The organism is Pseudomonas oplopanacis (assembly GCF_057128725.1).
Genome location: NZ_JBSKHV010000007.1, coordinates 280,760 through 297,722, shown reverse-complemented (window position 1 = coordinate 297,722; position 16,963 = coordinate 280,760). Strand labels below are relative to the sequence as shown.

15 protein-coding genes are annotated in these 16,963 nt (G+C 59.4%); 4 read left to right on the top strand and 11 right to left on the bottom strand.

Translation table 11 applies throughout. The features are described 5' to 3' along the window. Positions 1–32: 32 nt before the first annotated feature. The 11 genes from ACWKV5_RS16695 to ACWKV5_RS16645 all read right to left on the bottom strand — a co-directional run bounded on the left by ACWKV5_RS16695 (position 33) and on the right by ACWKV5_RS16645 (position 11,547). Positions 33–1,055, bottom strand: coding sequence for an HAD family hydrolase (locus ACWKV5_RS16695; RefSeq protein ID WP_483842153.1), 1,023 nt, complete (start codon positions 1,053–1,055; stop codon positions 33–35). Continuing rightward, positions 1,052–2,467, bottom strand: a complete 1,416-nt coding sequence (locus ACWKV5_RS16690) for a BatD family protein (protein ID WP_483842152.1) — start codon at positions 2,465–2,467, stop codon at positions 1,052–1,054. Before ACWKV5_RS16690 ends, ACWKV5_RS16695 begins: the two co-directional genes overlap by 4 nt. Further along, complete coding sequence (locus ACWKV5_RS16685) at positions 2,464–4,044, bottom strand: VWA domain-containing protein (RefSeq protein WP_483842151.1); 1,581 nt, start codon at positions 4,042–4,044, stop codon at positions 2,464–2,466. The genes ACWKV5_RS16690 and ACWKV5_RS16685 overlap by 4 nt, the downstream gene beginning before the upstream one ends. Position 4,045: 1 nt before the next feature. Beyond that, on the bottom strand, positions 4,046–5,038 hold the full coding sequence (locus tag ACWKV5_RS16680; RefSeq protein ID WP_483842150.1) for a vWA domain-containing protein: 993 nt from the start codon (positions 5,036–5,038) through the stop codon (positions 4,046–4,048). Then, on the bottom strand, positions 5,025–5,618 hold the full coding sequence (locus ACWKV5_RS16675) for a DUF4381 domain-containing protein (protein WP_483842149.1): 594 nt from the start codon (positions 5,616–5,618) through the stop codon (positions 5,025–5,027). The genes ACWKV5_RS16680 and ACWKV5_RS16675 overlap by 14 nt, the downstream gene beginning before the upstream one ends. After that, positions 5,615–6,544 (bottom strand): DUF58 domain-containing protein, encoded by a 930-nt coding sequence (locus ACWKV5_RS16670; RefSeq protein ID WP_483842148.1) that lies wholly within the window; start codon positions 6,542–6,544, stop codon positions 5,615–5,617. Before ACWKV5_RS16670 ends, ACWKV5_RS16675 begins: the two co-directional genes overlap by 4 nt. Positions 6,545–6,552: 8 nt before the next feature. Next, entirely contained in the window at positions 6,553–7,533 is a 981-nt protein-coding gene (locus ACWKV5_RS16665; protein ID WP_483842147.1) for an AAA family ATPase, read from the bottom strand. Between the two features lie 78 nt (positions 7,534–7,611). Beyond that, the gene (locus tag ACWKV5_RS16660; RefSeq protein ID WP_483842146.1) at positions 7,612–8,559 is read right to left on the bottom strand and encodes a SphA family protein; all 948 of its coding nucleotides are present in this window, start codon (positions 8,557–8,559) and stop codon (positions 7,612–7,614) included. A gap of 12 nt (positions 8,560–8,571) precedes the next feature. Beyond that, entirely contained in the window at positions 8,572–9,993 is a 1,422-nt protein-coding gene (locus tag ACWKV5_RS16655) for a DUF1254 domain-containing protein (protein WP_483842145.1), read from the bottom strand. A gap of 9 nt (positions 9,994–10,002) precedes the next feature. After that, positions 10,003–10,785, bottom strand: a complete 783-nt coding sequence (locus tag ACWKV5_RS16650) for a hypothetical protein (protein WP_483842183.1) — start codon at positions 10,783–10,785, stop codon at positions 10,003–10,005. Positions 10,786–11,121: 336 nt separating this feature from the next. After that, a complete protein-coding gene (locus tag ACWKV5_RS16645) occupies positions 11,122–11,547 on the bottom strand; it encodes a YciI family protein (protein WP_483842144.1) in 426 nt (141 codons plus the stop codon). A 224-nt stretch (positions 11,548–11,771) separates the two neighbouring features. Here ACWKV5_RS16645 and ACWKV5_RS16640 point away from each other — a divergent pair, with 224 nt between their 5' ends. The 4 genes from ACWKV5_RS16640 (at position 11,772) to ACWKV5_RS16625 (ending at position 16,857) form a co-directional block, all read left to right on the top strand. Next, complete coding sequence (locus tag ACWKV5_RS16640) at positions 11,772–14,432, top strand: S-type pyocin domain-containing protein (protein ID WP_483842143.1); 2,661 nt, start codon at positions 11,772–11,774, stop codon at positions 14,430–14,432. Next, positions 14,429–14,704, top strand: coding sequence for a bacteriocin immunity protein (locus tag ACWKV5_RS16635; RefSeq protein WP_483842142.1), 276 nt, complete (start codon positions 14,429–14,431; stop codon positions 14,702–14,704). Before ACWKV5_RS16640 ends, ACWKV5_RS16635 begins: the two co-directional genes overlap by 4 nt. Before the next feature lie 99 nt (positions 14,705–14,803). Next, positions 14,804–16,348 (top strand): bacteriocin immunity protein, encoded by a 1,545-nt coding sequence (locus ACWKV5_RS16630; protein WP_483842141.1) that lies wholly within the window; start codon positions 14,804–14,806, stop codon positions 16,346–16,348. A 65-nt stretch (positions 16,349–16,413) separates the two neighbouring features. Then, a complete protein-coding gene (locus ACWKV5_RS16625; protein WP_483842140.1) occupies positions 16,414–16,857 on the top strand; it encodes an SRPBCC family protein in 444 nt (147 codons plus the stop codon). Positions 16,858–16,963 lie beyond the last annotated feature (106 nt).

The window sequence follows — 16,963 nt, the reverse complement described above, 5'->3', positions numbered from 1 at the left end:
AACGTTTATTGCGGTCCTGCGTTACGCTTTTTTTACTTCACTTGCTCGGGAGTGGCGGCGTCGTAGGGATAGATTCGGCGCCATTCGGCGGCCATGTCCACGACCGTCCAGTCACGTGTTTTTGCTTCGTCGAGGGCCTTGTCCAGCCGTCCGATGTCGGACTTGCGGTCGTAGGCCCATTCGCGTTTGGCATCGGTGTGATGCACCAGCCCCATGAATCGTTTGCCCGGCCCTGCGGCGGTCCATTGCAGCATCTGCAAATCGCCGTCGGAGTTGCCGAAGGCGAGGATCGGCCGCTTGCCGATGACCGCGTCGATACTTTCCGGTTTGCCCGGGCCGTCGTCGTTGTGGGCCAGTTTCGGGGTGCGCAGGATCGAGGTCTTGCCGTCCTTGTACTGGAAGGCTGTGACAAATGTGGTGCCGATCACCTGCTCCGGCGGGATGCCGTAGACCTTCTCGGCAAAGGCGCGCATGAAGGCCGTGTCACCGCCAGAGACGATGTAGGTTTTGAAGTTCTGTTCGCGCAAGTAGTCGAGCATTTCCAGCATCGGCTGGAACACCATCTCGGTGTACAGCTTGCCGGTTTTCGGGTGCTTGGCCTGGCTCAGCCAGGTCTTGGCGTAGTCATCGAAGGCTTCGGTGGTCATCCCGGTGTGGGTCGCGCCGAAGATTTTCAGGATGCCGCCCATGCCGGAGGCGGCCAGCGCCTTGTGATCGTTTTCCAGTACGGCCTTGAACGGCTGGGTGGTTTTCCATTCCGGGTGTTGCGGTGCGGTGCGCTTGACCTCTTCGAGGGCAAACAGCAACTCGAAGTACATTGGCTGCTCGCTCCACAAGGTGCCGTCATTGTCGAACACGGCGATGCGGTCTTCGGGTTTGACGAAGTCTTTGCTGGATTGGTCGGTGACGGCCTGGACGAACTCGATGATGTGTTTCTTCGACGGGCCGTCGTTCCACGAGGGCAGTGGTTCGGCGGCTTGCGCAAGCAACGGCAGGGCCAGCGCGAAGAGCAGGGTCAGCCCGAAGCGATGGCAGATCGATACCGGGTTCGTCATGGGAAATCCTTTTGGTGAACAGGGTTTAACGGCCGTAATGCCGAGGCGGGCAAGGCCTGCTGTTGTCGGGCCTGACTATGCAGCGTAGACAACGAATCCTTGAGTTGCCGCAATGCCTGATCTTCGGTTGGCGCAGGGCCGTAGCAGGCGCGCAGCAGGTCTTGCAGTCGAGGGCTGAGCGTGCTCAATTTCAGGCCCAGGTGGCTGCGCTTGAGCCACAGGTACAACGCACTCAACTGAGCCGGTTTGCCATCGATTTGCCGCGGAATCTGCCGCCAGGCGTAGTCGGCAGATTCCAGCCATGCCGCGTGCCGTGCCTGACGCCGGGCTTTGGCGGCGAGGCACGCGCGATACACGAAGGGACGGGCGAACCATCCGGCCAAAATCGCCACCAACAGCAACGCCAGGATCGCCAGCCAGTGTCCGGAAAGGTGCACGCTACTTTGCTGGCCGAGTTTTTTCAGGTCTTCGGTGATTGAGAACACCGGTTTATAAGCGCTGTTGGCCGCAGCCTCGAAGCTCACCGCCGGGACTTGCGCGGTGCGGGTTTTCTGGCTGCTGGCGTCCCACCAGGTCAGGTCGATGGCAGGCAGGTTGTAACGGCCTTCGGTGTCGATGCGGTACGTCACAGTGTCAATGCGCTGGCCGCCGTTGAAGTTGCCTCGGCCGTCGTCCAGATTGCTGATTTGCGGGTTTTTCGGGTAACGGCTCAAGCCACTGATATCGCCGAGCGCTGGTGCTGGCAGGGACATGGCCATGGCGTTGTCGGCCTGCAAGGTCAACTGACGGGTGATGCTGTCGCCCACTTTCAGCGGCGTCGCCGAGTGGATGACTTTCTGTGTGAGACGCAAGCCTTGCGCTACCAACACTAGCTCACCGGGCTTGAACCCCGGCGGTTGCGCAGCGGTGAAGTGCAGTGGCTGGCTTTGCGCGCTCAACGGGGCACTGGCCTGGCCTGGCGTGGCCTGCACGGTCAGCGGCGGGATGTCGAAACCCTGGGCCAGATTCGGGGTGATCCGGTAGGTGTAGCGCATGCCGTTGAACGATTTGCCGTCGAGTGTCTGATTGATGTGCTCGGCGTGGCCGTCGGGCGGCAGGACCAGTGCGCCCGGCAGCTTGAGGTCAGGCAGGGTTGGCGCGTCGGTAAACCAGCTGTCGGTGAGGACGTCGAGTTGCAGCTCCAGAATGCCGCCCACCATGACTGAGTCATTGGGTTGCAGGTGGGTCTGCACGCGGAGGTCGGGTTCGGCGGCCAGGGTGGCGGTGGTGAGCAGGCAGAGGAACAGGCCTGTGAGTTTGGTAGTGACTGTTCGGACGCCTTCGCGAGCAGGCTCGCTCCGACAGTTGATTCGTGTGCGCTGAAGATCCCCTGTGGGAGCGAGCCTGCTCGCGAAGGCCACGACTCGGTTCATGGTCTGGCCCCCGCTTGGTCCTGCAAACTGAATTTCTGCTTCAGGAACTTCGCCGGCGAAGTGCTCAAGTTCTGCAACCACTGCTCATCCGAAGCCGCCTGTTCGGTTTGCACCGGTTTGCTCTGGCCCTTGCCCGGTGCCTTGTCCATCTTGATTTCGTCCGGCTTGACCTCGGGTGCGTTCTGCTCGGCACTTTCGGTGTCCTTCTGCAACGCAATCGCCAAGGCCAGATTGGCCGTGGCCTCGGGGAATTGCGGCTGCAACTTCAGCGCCTGGGTGTACGCGGCAATCGCCTGATCAAATTTGAAGCGGCGCACGTAAATGTTGCCCAGGTAGAAATACGCCTGCGGTGTTTCCAGTCGGGCGAAGCTGGCCAGTGCCAGATCGAAGTCCGCCGCGTTATAGGCGGCGATGCCTTTCCAGTATGGATCGACGAAGCGCGCAGCGGCCTGTGGGAAGTGCTCGTGCTCAAAGGCCCAGCGGCCTTGCTGATCAGGGGTGAAGAAGGCGTCGGTCAGGGCGTTGGCCTCGGCACTGGTCGGCTGGAAACCAACGCCCAGTGTCAGCAATACACCGGCCATCCAGTTCAGACTCCAGCCTTTGCGCACGCTGAAAAACGCGAGTAGCAGCAACGGCCAGCACAGCCAGTAACCGGCGTCTTTCCAGTGCAGTTCGCGCTGTTCGTCGCTGGCACTCTGGAAGTGCTGCTCGGCGTGCAGTTCCACCCAGTCGAGATCGTCATTGTTCAGCGTCAGGCTGCCCAGCGGCGCGTCCACGGCGGATGCCAGTTGCTTGAGCGCCGCCTGATCAAAACTGCCGAGCACCGGGCGACCGTTGCTGTCGGTGCGCGGCTGGCCGCTGGCGTCATGAATGATGCCGCCATCCTCGCTGCCGACGGCGAGGATCAGCACTTGCAGCGCGCTGCCGTCGAGTTGCTTGTCGAGCCCGGCGAGTTGCGAAGTGTCGGCGCCGTCGGTGATCAGCAGCAGCGTGCCCGGGGTTTTCTCGGCGGCGAGCAGGCGTTTGGCTTGCTCTATCACTGCACCGACGTTTTTGCCGTGCTTGGCAATCAGGTCGGTGCTCAGGGCCTGAATGAACGTCTCCAGCAAAGCCGGATCATCGGTGGGCGGCAACACCAGGTGCGCGCTGCCGGCGTAGGCGATCAGCGCGTTGCGCGCACCGGCGCGACGGTGGATCAGGTCGTGCAGTTTGTGCTTGGCCGCTTCCAGTCGACTCGGCGGTACGTCGCTGGCGTCCATGGACGGCGACAGGTCGAGGGCGATGATCAGCGGCGCACGGTTTTCCAGGAAGTCCGGGCGATCCTGCTCCCAGGTCGGGCCGGCGGCCGCGACAGCGCCCAGCATCAACACGGCGCAGACCAGATGCACCGGTCGCAAGCGTTGTTGATCCTGCGGGGTGATCAGCAGGTGCGGCAGCAAGTGCTCGGCAATGTTGCTGCGCAAGCGTCGTTGCCAGTCGCGGCTGCGGCGCCAGAGCAGCGGCAGCAAGGCGGCGAATGGCACGAGCAACAGCCAGAGCGGACGCAGGAAATGGAAGTCGTTGAGGTTGATCTCCATTTCAAGCCTCCTGCCGCTGACGCGCGAGTGTCAGGTGGGGGCGGAGCAGGGCGCCCAGGTGATACAACGCCAGCAGCCCGATGGCGGCGCCGAGCGGCCACCAGAACAGGTCCTTTTTCGGCTGATGGCTGAGGGTTTTCACCTGGTGCGGGGTCAGCTTGTCGAGGGTGCTGTAGACCCGATCCAGCGCGGTTCGGTCCTCGGCGCGGAAGAACTGGCCACCGGTGGCCTTGGCGATCTGTTGCAAACCTTGCAGGTTGACCTTGGCTTCGCCTTCGGCCGTCGGGTCGCCGATGCCGATGGTGTGGATCACTACGCCTTTGGCGGCGGCCATTTCTGCGGCGTGGTCCGGGGTGATGGCGCTGCTGGTGTCATTGCCGTCGGTCAGCAGGATCAGCACTTTCTCTTGTTCGTGGGCTTGGTCGAGCAGTTTCAGACTCAGGCCGATCGCATCGCCAATGGCGGTGTTGGGGCCGGCCATGCCGATGCCGGTGTCGTCGAGCAACAGCGACAGGCTGGCGTGGTCCAGGGTCAATGGCGCCTGCGGATAGGCGCCGCTGCCGAACACGATCAGCCCCAGGCGATCATCCTTACGCTTGTCGATAAAGCCATGCACGACTTCTTTGACGGCCGCCAGACGATTGATTTTCTGGCCATTGGCGTCGGTGAAATCGGTGGTTTCCATCGACTGGGAGATGTCGATGGCGAGCATCAGGTCGCGCACCGGTTGCTGGCGTTCGATGGGTTTTTCGACGAACACCGGACGCGCGGCGGCCAGCAGCACCAGCGCCCAGACCATCAGGTTCAAGGCGAGCTGCCAGCGGTTATTGCGTGTGCCGGCCTGACTCGGTGCCTGACCGATCGCGCGGCTCATGGCACCGAAAAACGGCACGCGCACGGCGCTGCGGGCCTCGCGGTAATCGGGCAGGAAGCGATAGCCGAACCACGGTAATGGCAGCAGGATCAGCAACCAGGGGTAATCAAGCTGCCACATGATGATGCTCCACCCAGAGTTTGCAGGTGTTGAACAGGTACTCGCGTTGCTCGGTTGGCAATGCGAGCAGGGTTGAATCAGGGGCATACGCCAACTGCGCCAGTTGCTGGCTGAAGTCGGCGGGTAGCGGCGATGCACTGTGCTGCACCAAAAAGGCCTGCCAGTCCTCCCCTCCAAGCGCACCAACTGTCCCCTGTGGGAGCGAGCCTGCTCGCGAAGGGGTCTTCACAGTCACCATGGGTATCGACTGATCGGCCGCCTTCGCGAGCAGGCTCGCTCCCACAGGTTTTTTATTCCAAGGGGAGGGCATCGAGAGGGCGACACGTTTGAGCAGTTCGGGGAGTTCGCGCAATGCTTTGAGCTGATTGTCGCTGGCCTGCAACTCAGCCAATCGCACCAACGCCTCCCGCCGATATCGATCCCGTCGCCACTGCCAATACCGCCGCGCACTGACCAATACAACAGCCACCACCAGCACCCCCAGCAACACCCACCAACCCCACGTCTGCGGCGCATAGCTGACCGGCGCCGGCAGGGCAATTTCCTTGAGTTGATCGATGCTCGGAATGTTCGGGTTCATCGCCGCCCCCTGCCGAGTTCTGCCCGCAGTTGTTCCTGCGCGTCGGTCGCGGTGCTGAACATCATCAACGGCACCTGGCTGCGACGCAGCAATGTCGCGACATCCTTGAGCCGCCCACTGAGGAAATCCCCCAGCGGCTGATGCACGCTGCGCTGCTCGACCGCCAGTTCCACCTGCAACTGGCCTTGAGTGACTAGCAAGCGCCCGTTTTTCGGCAGGTTCAGCGCCAAAGGGTCATACACCTGCATGGCGATGACATCGTTGTGCGTCGCCAATTGCCGCATCAATTGCAAGGTACGTTCGCCGGCGCCGGCAAAGTCGCTGACGATGCAGATCAAATGGTCATGCCCGGCCACCGCCAGGCAATGCTGTAACACCTTGTCCAGTTGGTCTTCGCCTTCCGCGTCGGGGTTGGCGGCGTTCAGTTGCTGGTTCTGCTCGGCAATCCGGCTGCACAACGCTTCGATCCGTTTGCGGCTGCGCAGCGGAGCAATGCTGTCGATGCGTGAATCGTTGAACACCAGCCCGCCAACCCGATCACCGGCGTTAAACGTGATCCACGCCGCCAGTGCGCCCAGTTCAGCGGCAATGGCCGATTTGAAACTGCGCTGCGAGCCGAAGAACATCGACATGCGCTGGTCCACCAGAATCAGTGCCGGGCGATCGCGCTCTTCGGTAAAGGTGCGCACCACCGGTTTGCCGGTGCGCAGCGAAGCGCGCCAGTCGAGGTGACGCAAGTCGTCCCCCGGTTGGTAGCGGCGCAATTCGTCGAAATTCAGCCCACGCCCGCGCAGCCGCGAAGCATGGTTGCCGGCGAGGATGCTGCCTTGCGGTTGCCGCGCCAGAAAACTCAAGTCACGGGCCTTGAACTCCAGCGCCATCAGTTGCGCGAGCGAGACATAGACCAGGCCGTCGGTGCTTTTCATGTTCTACCTCAGGCCGGAATCGCAACCTTGTCGAGCAGACGATCAAGCACCTGATCCGCCGTCACGCCGTCAGCCACCGCGTCGTAACTCAGTTGCAAACGATGACGCAGCACCGGATGGACCACGGCGCGCACGTTGTCCGGCGAAACGAAATCCTGCCCCTGCAACCAGGCATCGGCGCGGGCGCAACGGTCCAGACCGATGCCGCCGCGAGGGCTGGCGCCGATGGCGATCCAGCGGCCCAGATCGGCGTCGTAATCGGCCGGGTGGCGAGTGGCATTGATCAGGTCGATCAGGTAGCGGTCGATGGCCGGGGACACGTGAACCGCGCTGACTTTACGGCGCGCGGCGAAGATCACTTCCTGAGACAGTGAGAAGCCCTGGACCTGTGCCGTTTTGGCACCCAGCGCAAATTCTTCCTCACGCAGCAGGCGCAACACCTGGCTCTCGTTTTCTGCACTCGGGTAGTCGAGCAGGACTTTCATCAGGAACCGGTCCATCTGCGCTTCGGGCAGGGGATAGGTGCCTTCTTGTTCAATCGGGTTCTGCGTGGCGACCACGATGAACAGTTCCGGCAGTACATGGCTGTTGCCGGCCACGGTAATTTGCCGCTCTTCCATGGCTTCCAGCAACGCCGCCTGGACCTTGGCCGGGGCACGGTTGATTTCGTCCGCCAGGATCAGGTTGCCGAACAACGGGCCGGGCTGGAACTGGATCTCGTTCTTGCCGTCGACCTGGTGCAAGACCTCGGCGCCGGTGATGTCCGACGGCAGCAGGTCAGGGGTGAACTGGATGCGACTCATCTTCGCGTCCAGGTGTTTGGCCAGCGCCTTGACCGTGCGGGTCTTGGCCAGTCCCGGCAAGCTCTCCAGCAGCAAATGCCCGTTGGCCAGCAGCCCGAGCAGAATCTGCCGGATCACCTGATCCTGGCCCAGGACGCTTTCGGCGATGCTGGCTTGCAGGGCGTTGAGGTCGTTGAGTGCAGTCATGACGGGTCCTTGATTCGGAACATGAATGTTGGAATGACGGGAATGAGTCTGGAATCGGTGGCCATCCCTGGTCACTCCTTAGAAAAACGCTAATGTCAGGTTGACGCTGATGCCATTGCCTTCTGGCCGGTTTTTGGTATCGAACTCCGGTACCCAACGGGCGCTGACGCTGGCCTGGGCATCGTTGAACTTGCCAGCCCAGCCAACGGCCGGGCCAGCACCGACCGAGCGGCCGCGAAAGCCGCTGGTAGCGCCACTTCCCGAGTCATCAGTCACCTGCTGGATGTAGCCTGCGGCGATACCGGCATTCCAGCCGTTGCCGAAACCGTGGGTCCACAGTGCATCGAGGGTGAAGATGTTGCCGTTGCGGTAATCGGTGGCGTCATTCTCGGTGTAGAACTCCAGCGCGCTGGACAGTGTGAACTCGCCACCCTTGCCGTCCAGGTGGGTGAAGGCGACGGTGGGCATGAAGGTGTAATTGTTCTGGCCAGGGTTAGCCAGGCGGTCATCGTTGTAGGCACCGGTCGGCACATAGATCGGCAGCGAGAACGAGAGGTGGTTGACCTCGTCGATGTGGTAACCCGCCGCAATCGGCGTCACAAGCATGTCGGCGAACTGGGTCCCGGTGTCCTCGTTGCCCAGGGTTCTGCCACGGGGGCCGGTGACACTGGCGGTGACGTCGGTGTATTGCACTGGCACGCCGATGGCCGAGGCGTAGTTCCAGCGCCCTTTGCCGGTGTCCCAGATATGCGTGAAGTTGGCCATGGTGTAGGACACTTTCATGTCCAGCCCGGTACTCAGGGCGCCGGCGATCGGTACTTGCGCTTTGCCCTTCAAGTCGCCGTCGTACCAGATGCTGGTCAGGGACATCACCCAGCCGGCCTCCGGCGGGACGATCCCGGCGTTGGAAAATACCTGTTGCCCGGTAATCGGCCGCCCGACACCGCCCTCGGCTGCCAGCGTCAACGGGCTTGCGCCAATGACGCACAGCGCCAGTAAAGGACGTACTACAAAAGGCCTGACCATGACTGACTCCGCTTACTGTTTTTGTTGTGAATTGACCGGCGTCAGCAGCGGCATTTGCCACTGACCGCTGGTGACTTCCGGTTTTGGCAGGTACAAGCGCAAGATTCCGTAGAACGGGCCTTTCGGCGCTGGCAGCCAGTTGTTTTGCAATGCTTTGGCCGGGGCTTTGTTCTGCACGTACAGGGTCAGGCCGCCGTCGGCGTCGAGCGTGAGATCGGGCAGCATCCGTGAGTTGATCAGGTAGCGATTCAACGGGTTGGCCACCAGCAACTTGTTCTTGCCGTCGTACATCGTCAGCGACCAGAAGGCATCGGCCGGGGGCAGGGCGCCTTTGTCGAAGTGCAGGGTGTAATCGTGCTTCGAGGCATCGACCGGCTGGCCGTCCTTGTCGACGAAGTAGCCGATGTAATCCGCTTCTTCGGCCGAGTTGCCGAAGATCCCCATGTTGGCGCCAGCGTAGCGGTACAGGTAGTTGCCGTTAAGGTGATCACGCGTGCCAAAGAAGTCGCCGCTGGTGACCTGGTGAGTGTCGACCTTGTCCTTCTTGAACTGGGCGAACTCGGCTTTGGCGTCGCTGATGCCGTCTTCCAGCGCCTGGCGTTGTTCAGCGCTGAGGTCATGCAGATTGAATGGCTTGCCGGCTTGAATGCCGATCTTGGCAAAGCGCGCGAGCAGGTCTTTTTCCGCGTCCTGCGCCGGGGCGAACGACAGCATGAAGTTCAGATATCGGAACAGGTCCGGGGTGTCGCTCATGGTCGGCAGCGGTTTTGGCCAGTCAATCTTTGCTGCTGCCGCCGGTGCCTTCTGTTTGACGTAGTGGCTCAGGGTTTCGACCTTGTAGCCTTTCTGGATCTGCTTGACCTTGGCCAGGTCCTTTTCATCGAACAACTGTGTGCGATACAGCGCGTAGGCGATGTTGCTTTCGCTGCGCACCAACCGGTCCATTTCCACCGGTTGCTGACCTTGCCAGTTCGGCCCGGCGATCATGAAATGGCCGCCGTTGTTGCCGGTGCTGCGGGTGCCCAGGTAGGCAAAGTTCTGCGTGTACGCGTCAATCAATTGCACCGAGTAATAACGGTGTTCCTCGATAGGCGGCAGGGTCAGCACTATGGGTTCGGCGCGCAGGTCCATCCAGACAAACGAATAGGGCGTGTCGGCGTTGGGCGTGACGAAGGCGGTGTCTTTGGCGGTGAATGCCTTGGCAGTGTTGCCAATCTGGTTCAGCGGTGCCTTGAAGTTCGGGCTCTTCTTGTCGATGGCCTGGGTGTAGAGGGTCTTGTACATCTCCACCACCGGGAAGCCGTACAGGTAGGCTTCCTTGGCAATGCCTCGGGCTTCTTCAGGCGTGGCAGTGAAGCTATCCTGGGCGCCAACGCCGCAGCTGACGAACATGGTCATCAGGCTGAAACCGGCCGCGCGAACTGCAACGTGCATAAGTAGTCCTTATTTACCGAATGTAACGTTGATCCCGGCGAACAGAGTGAACTGCGGCACGCCGTCGCCTTTGCGTTCAACTGTCCACTGCGGCTCGATGAATGCGTTAAGAATATTAGTCCCGGATTTCCACACCTTGCCGCCACCGAAACCGATCGGGATGTAATGGGTGTTGTTTTTCAGGTCGAACGTCCAGGTGCCGGTCGAACGCAGGTACCAGCCCTTTTCCAGGTTGTGCATGAGAAAGGGCTGCATGGTTGCGGTTTCGACATGGGCGCGGTCGTGGTCGCCGGCGAAAGAACTCTGGTACTGCACCAGAGCGCCCAGCAGGCCACGAGGTGATGAGTCAATGGCCACGGCCGCCAGGCCTGCCTGCCACTTGCCAGTGCCCAATTCGTCCTGTTCAGCGGTTGGCGCGGTGATTTGCGGGCCGATGCCCAGCTGCACGCCGTCGGTCTTGAGGATGAAGATGTCGAACAGGTTCAGGTCGCCGATGCCGGTGCTGTAGCCGCTGTGCGGGTCGGGGCGGGTGCTGATCGGCAGAGTGGCGCGCAGCAGTTGCGGCACGCCGATAAAGTCATTCGGTGCCATCGGCAAGGTGCCGCGCAGCAAGGCATCGTTGGTGTGGACGTCGGTGTCGTAGAGCTTGGGGGTGTAGTAATCCTGAAGGTTGGCGCCAGGGGCCAGACTCAACGGGTTGTTACTTTTGTTAGCCACGTCGGCGTTATCGGCGAACGCACAAACGACAGGCGCAAACCATGCCGCCATCAGCAACACAGCGTTTTTTTCCATAGTGGCTAACATGATTCCCCGGTTCCCTGGTGGCTCATAGGTCTACTCGGCACTTTCCGGCCGTTGCTGCGTAATCCCTTTCCGATCAAGCCTGTAGGAAAGTTCAGAAGCTAGCAGCTAACCACAACTTAGCCAATCCAAGGAATTTTTTCCTTCGGATTGTGTGCAAAATCTGCTGATTTTGTTGTACTAAAAAGTTAATACGAATCATGGGGTTATCTGGCAAACCTGTTCCTTGGTCGAGCCGGTAATCCTGTGGGAGCGAGCTTGCTCGCAATGGCGGTGTGTCAGGCAAACCGCTATCGCGAGCAGGCTCGCTCCTACAGTGAGTGATGCTCAGCGTTTTTTCGCCTCCGCACGAATCCGCTCTTCCTGCTCGCGCAGCTCCGGGGTGAACTCGGCACCAAAATCCTCGGCCTCGAATATCTGGCGAATCTCGATCTCGGCGTCGGTGCCCGGCATCGGGTTCGGGCATCGCTTGACCCAGTCGATGGCTTCCTGTTTCGACTTCACCTGCCAGATCCAGTAGCCAGCGATCAGCTCCTTGGTTTCGGCGAACGGGCCGTCGATGACGGTGCGTTTCTCACCCGAAAAACGTACACGCGCACCTTTGCTGCTGGGGTGCAGGCCTTCGCCTTCTAGCATGATGCCGGCTTTGACCAGTTCTTCGTTGTAGTTGCCCATGGCGGTCAGCAGTTCTTCGGTGGGCATCACCCCGTCTTCGGAATCCTGGCTGGCTTTGATGATGATCATGAATCGCATGGTGTTATCTCCGGTGGAGGTGGGGGATTCACTGTCTAGTCGAATGACCGAATCCTGAATCGACAGCGTCGCAAAAAAAAACACCACCCATCTTCACGCAGCCGCATCCCGGGAGCTGCCGACAGCTGAGATCGCATTCGAAATAAATCCAGCGCCATAACTATGTACCGCACCCAACCACGGTGCCATCGACAAGCTGTGCCCTACAGACAAGGAGTGACTGTATGGCACAGCAAATACATAACGATGGATCGTCAGGGAGTGTCGTCATCAGGTCGGGGCCACCAGCGTCAAGTGGTGGAGGCTCCGGTGGGGGATTTGGTGGCGGCGGGGTTTCAGGCGGGTTCGGTAGCACCAGCAAGAAAAAGCGTAAGGCGCGTAAGCGAGCCCTGGAAGCTCATCGTCAGGCGCAGGAAAAAGAGCGCGTTGATGCTGACGGCCAAGCCCAAGCTCAAGCTCAAGCCCAAGCCCAAGCCCAAGCCCAAGCCCAAGCTCAAGCTCAAGCTCAAGCTCAAGCTCAAGCAGAGGCGGCACAGGCACAGGCCGCCGCAGCGCAGGCTCAAGAACAGGCGCGCATCCATGCCCTGAATCAGTTTCTTGGTGCTTTGGCGCAGCGCCATGACGCCATCAGAGTCGACGTTGACCGCAGCTTTTCGGCCAAGGCTGCACAACTCGCGCAAGTCCTTGAGCATGAAATCTCTGGTGCGCGGCGACCACCCGACATCGACCAAAGCGAGCGATGGCAGCTTTACACCATTACCAGGGAAAAAAGCCAAATCGACGGGCTCATCGCCCGTAAGACTGCAGAACTCAATGCAAAGAATGCAATTGCCCGTTCCTTCGATGGACACGATCCAACCACACGCACTTCCAGCGATTACCTGGCACGACTGGGGGAGTTTGGCCCAGCCCTGAATGAAGGGCACCAAATCTGGGAAAACACCTACAACGCAGCCCACGAAGCCCGGCTTCTGTCAGCGCAAATAAACACGCTTACGGACAAATCCCATGCGTTGGCCAGACATCATGCCGAGCAGACCGTTGTCTGGCGTGAACGGGAAGCCCTGTGGGAGCGAAATCGGCAGTACGCCGAGCAGCGTGACGCGCGAGTGCGGTTCAAGCAACGGTCCGATGAAGACCGGCGGGTTGAACGGGGCAGGCTGGCCAACACGCTGACTGTGCCTGCGGCGGCAACCGCCGCTGGTGGAATGTTTTTGACCCGAGCAGGTGTGCTCGTTGCTCCAGACGTAGCGGCGGGGATTGAAGCCGCATTCAGGGTTGCAGGCAGGCACCTTGTCGACTTTGCCCGCATTGCAGTCAGGACAGGCCCGGTGTTTATCACCGCGATGGTCTACTCGCCGACGTTGGGTAATGGCGAATTGACTCCCGAGCAACGCAGGCGCCTGTTTCATTCGGTTGGTGTGCCGGCGCAAGCGCTGGGTCTTTCTGACAATCGTGCGTTGCAATCGATCGCAGAGGCGGGCGGGTCGGTTGAAGTAGCCTATCGGTTCAAGGCAGAAACGGTGCTGGAGGGCACCGCGATCATTGCCGTGAGCACAGGAGGCGAGATTGACGCCCATGTGCCGGTCGTCAATGCAGTACTCGATCCGCTGACGGGAATCTATAGCGCAGAAATCCCCGGGTCACCCATCAGGTACCTGCAATTTACGCCGGACGTGCCCGCTCTGGCTGCTACGACCCATCATGCCGGGTTGGCGGTGATTACGCCGCAGGTTCAGGGCATCCCGGAAGGTGTCGATTTACGCATTCAGGATTGCATTGTCTGCGTGCCGGGCCTTGCGCCGACTTACTTCACATTCGGCTTACCCGTCATGGGGTCTGGTGTCGTCACCGGTATCGGCGAGCCGGCCGGTGCTGACTGGTGGAAAACCACTAGCCGGGCGAACGGGGCGGCTATTCCGGTACAGATAGGCGACCAGTTCCGAGGCCGTGAATTCAACACGTTCGGGGCTTTTGATGAAGCGCTGTGGCGAACGGTTGGCGAGTCGCCGGCGCTGGTCGCAGAATTTGATGAGGTGAATAAAAAGCGTATCGAACAAGGCTTCGCGCCCTACGCGCCGAAAAGCACCTGGGTCGGTGAACGGCGTGAATTCGAACTGCGATACCAGGAGCTCGTTGAGCTTGGTGAAAACCCCTTCAACCTAGACACAATCAGCATTACCACGCCGCAAAGCACCCAAGGGCGGCTGGGTATCACGCCTGCGGTTCTACCCTGGCCAATTCGACCTGTAGGTGTTGGCACATGGACACCGCTCGTGCCGCCAGGCGCCGAAAGCCTCGGTCCTACAACTTCACCCTTCATACCGACTGTTCCGGTGGTTTATCCCGGCACTCCAACCATCCCGGTCCTACCCCAAAACGAGACGTTTCCGGCTGTTGACGAAGGGCTGATCGGTGCCAATATCCCTGGGTATCCGGCGGATATGGAACTGCCTTCGTCGGATGTTCTGTTTCTTGATCGGCGGGATGATCCGGGGGTTGCAACAGGTTTGGGGGCTGATGCCTCAGCGGTCTGGCTTGGGGATGATGCGAGGGGAGTGGGTGCGCCTATTCCTTCCCATATTGCTGATCAGTTGCGAGGAAAGGCATTCAGTAATTTTCATGGGTTCCGGCGGGCATTTTGGAGGGTTGTTGCGGCGGATATGGTATTGAGCAAACAGTTTGGTACTCACAACTTAGCCAGAATGCGAGCAGGCCTTTCTCCCTATCCATTGGACGCTGATCAGGTTGGAGGTCGCAAAACGTTTGAGCTTCATCACGAAGTTGAGATTGCAAACGGCGGAGAAGTGTATGGGATGGATAACCTTTTGGTGATGACGCCCAAGCGGCACATTCAATTGCACAGGGGGGGGAAGTCGGAATGATCTTTAAACAGAAATTGGAAGACTATACGGAAGCGGAGTTTTTGACCTTTTTAAAAGGGTTCTATCATTTTCCGGATGATTTGGAGGGAGACGCGTTAGAGGCTTATCTGGATAGTTTGTTGGTACATTTTGAGGTTATCACCGAACACCCAGACCGCTCAGACGTCATCTTCTACCCAAAAGAAGGCCGGGAAGACAGCCCCGAAGCCATCTTGAAAGAAGTCAAAGAATGGCGCGCACTCAACAACAAACCCGGCTTTAAACCAGAGTGAAGCAATCCCTGAATGCGTAGAAATCATCTGCTCATAATCCATGAGCAGATGCCATTGCCCGACAGTTGTTAAGTGTCATAGACACAAGGAAAACCAAGGATGGAACTTAAAGCAGCACTCAAGGATTACACCGAACCGGAATTTCAAACCTTGGTAAACAGGATTTGGGCCGTTGATATGCGCAAGCGAGGTCATGATCAACTGATCAATCACTTTGACCGTATCGTTGGTCATCCTGAGGGTGCTGACCTGCTGTTTTACTCAAAAGATGAGTACAACCCGAATTCCCCCGAAGGGGTCGTCGGTCACGTCAAGGAATGGTGGCAACAACATGGCGTCCCTGCGTTCAAGGGGCAGAGTGCACTCGTGAGCGCGCCCATGCCGTACGTCCCGCTGAATCCCGCGCAGATGGCGCAGCAACGAGCGCTCCTCAGCCTGGCTGGCGTTCAAAGAATCGTCACGGAACTGGCGGCATCCGAACAAGTGATCGAAACCGCTCTCGGCCTACTTGAACAACGAATCAAGCACCTGCATGACCAGCAGGTCGATGAAGTGAAAACCATCGAGCGCGAGGCGAGTCTCCGAGCGCTGGAGGTGGCCGAGTACGAGGCGCGTAAGGCTGCGCACCAGTATGGATACTGGAAATCGAGCGTCGAGTTCACCAAGAACGCCGCCCTGCGCGATATGACTGATGCTCGCTCAGAGCAGGCACAGTGGCAAAGTATCGCGCAACAGATCAGCGCCACCCATGAGCGGTACGCAGGGCATTTGATCGCGATCAACCAGCGTCTGCTGCGCTTGCAAGTTCAGGCTGAAGCATTGCTGGTCCTTGCACAGGCTCAACTTGTCCGTCAGCGCCATAAAGAGGGGGTTGGCCCGACCCAAGCGCCCGGTCTGCTTGTTGCCTGCCTCGCCTTTGCCAAGGTGCGCCCCAGCATTTTGCTTAACGGTGCCTTGTCGCAGCCTCTGGAAACCCATTGGGTGGCTCTGCAAAAATCCATACGTTCGGCGATGGCGGAGTTCACGTGGCAGCTCACGAATGAAGCCGAGACTCATACAGGTGAATATGCAGCGATCCTGCGATTTGAGTTTGTCAGTCGTGCCGAAACCGAGATGTATGGGTTGAGTGTACCCTTGGCCGAACTTCACCCTATGGAAGGACAGGACTGGCAAGGTCTGGCGAAGTCTCAAGCCGGGATCGACATGCGCTTCAGAATGAACAGCGGTAGTGACTCCGTTCCACCCGGCACCCTGTCTCGCGGATTAAAACAGATACAGACGCTATTACAGATAGCCCTGAGGCCGACCAATGGAACGAAAGTGCCGGTACGCGAGGCTATTTGGGATGATCGTCTGAATGCCTTTTGCTTCTCCACAGACGCAGCAGTACCGGTGGCCGTTAGATGGGTTTCGCCGGGCGTATCAGATACCCCCGCCGGCTTGGTACCTGCCCCCGAGAGCAAGTTGGGATTCCTCTTGTCGGCACCTGTGCCAGTACTCGATGTGATCGACGATATTGAAACGGTTCAGTTCGATGACTATGTCGTAGTTTTCCCGAGCAATTCAGGGCTGGACCCGCTCTACGTCATGTTCAGGGATAAACGTGAGTATCCCGAGATAGCGATTGCAGAAATCACGCCCTGACACGACTTTCGTTCACGACCTGCTACTAATCTGCCATTCGGCCCGACAAAGGAATGTTGCCCTCTATGCCAGTTTTGGAATTGACCACCCTGATCCCCAACCGCACGCCGGAGTTTGTACTCGACTTCTGTCTGGAAGGCCTCAATTTCCCGAAGATCTTCCCGGAGCGAGTCACGCTGCTGAGTGATATCGACTTGAGTAACCTGCGCATCGAAGCCGGGCGCCAGTTCCGTTTTCGACACTGGATGTTCAATGCCATTCCAACGAACTGGACCGTGATGATCCGTGAAGTGGGTGACCATCATTTCATCGATGAAATGGTCGAGGGACCACTGGCTGCCTTTCGTCATGAGCATCGAGTGACGGCTGGGGAGGGCGGTACTCTGTACTCCGACCGTGTCACTTATGCGGCGATTGGCGGCGCAGTCTTGGAGTGGTTGCTGGTCAATGGCTACATGCGCCGAATCTTCGCAGCCCGGCATCGCAACATGTTGCGGTTGCTGGCTTGATGTGACGGTTCTTGTATTGCTTGTGAGCGTTGTATCCAATTCAGTGGGCAACACTTCACAATTTGTATCTGGGCATAGGTCGTCGGACCATTTCGTGGTTAACTTC

Excerpts from the sequence above, each read along its gene's own strand:
- ACWKV5_RS16630 (WP_483842141.1), top strand. The coding sequence starts at position 14,804 with ATGGAACTTAAAGCAGCACTCAAGGATTACACCGAACCGGAATTTCAA.
- ACWKV5_RS16675 (WP_483842149.1), bottom strand. The coding sequence starts at position 5,618 with ATGAACCCGAACATTCCGAGCATCGATCAACTCAAGGAAATTGCCCTG.
- ACWKV5_RS16645 (WP_483842144.1), bottom strand. The coding sequence starts at position 11,547 with ATGCGATTCATGATCATCATCAAAGCCAGCCAGGATTCCGAAGACGGG.
- ACWKV5_RS16635 (WP_483842142.1), top strand. The coding sequence starts at position 14,429 with ATGATCTTTAAACAGAAATTGGAAGACTATACGGAAGCGGAGTTTTTG.
- ACWKV5_RS16650 (WP_483842183.1), bottom strand. The coding sequence starts at position 10,785 with ATGGAAAAAAACGCTGTGTTGCTGATGGCGGCATGGTTTGCGCCTGTC.
- ACWKV5_RS16690 (WP_483842152.1), bottom strand. The coding sequence starts at position 2,467 with ATGAACCGAGTCGTGGCCTTCGCGAGCAGGCTCGCTCCCACAGGGGAT.
- ACWKV5_RS16640 (WP_483842143.1), top strand. The coding sequence starts at position 11,772 with ATGGCACAGCAAATACATAACGATGGATCGTCAGGGAGTGTCGTCATC.
- ACWKV5_RS16695 (WP_483842153.1), bottom strand. The coding sequence starts at position 1,055 with ATGACGAACCCGGTATCGATCTGCCATCGCTTCGGGCTGACCCTGCTC.
- ACWKV5_RS16625 (WP_483842140.1), top strand. The coding sequence starts at position 16,414 with ATGCCAGTTTTGGAATTGACCACCCTGATCCCCAACCGCACGCCGGAG.
- ACWKV5_RS16670 (WP_483842148.1), bottom strand. The coding sequence starts at position 6,544 with ATGAAAAGCACCGACGGCCTGGTCTATGTCTCGCTCGCGCAACTGATG.
- ACWKV5_RS16655 (WP_483842145.1), bottom strand. The coding sequence starts at position 9,993 with ATGCACGTTGCAGTTCGCGCGGCCGGTTTCAGCCTGATGACCATGTTC.
- ACWKV5_RS16685 (WP_483842151.1), bottom strand. The coding sequence starts at position 4,044 with ATGGAGATCAACCTCAACGACTTCCATTTCCTGCGTCCGCTCTGGCTG.
- ACWKV5_RS16680 (WP_483842150.1), bottom strand. The coding sequence starts at position 5,038 with ATGTGGCAGCTTGATTACCCCTGGTTGCTGATCCTGCTGCCATTACCG.
- ACWKV5_RS16660 (WP_483842146.1), bottom strand. The coding sequence starts at position 8,559 with ATGGTCAGGCCTTTTGTAGTACGTCCTTTACTGGCGCTGTGCGTCATT.
- ACWKV5_RS16665 (WP_483842147.1), bottom strand. The coding sequence starts at position 7,533 with ATGACTGCACTCAACGACCTCAACGCCCTGCAAGCCAGCATCGCCGAA.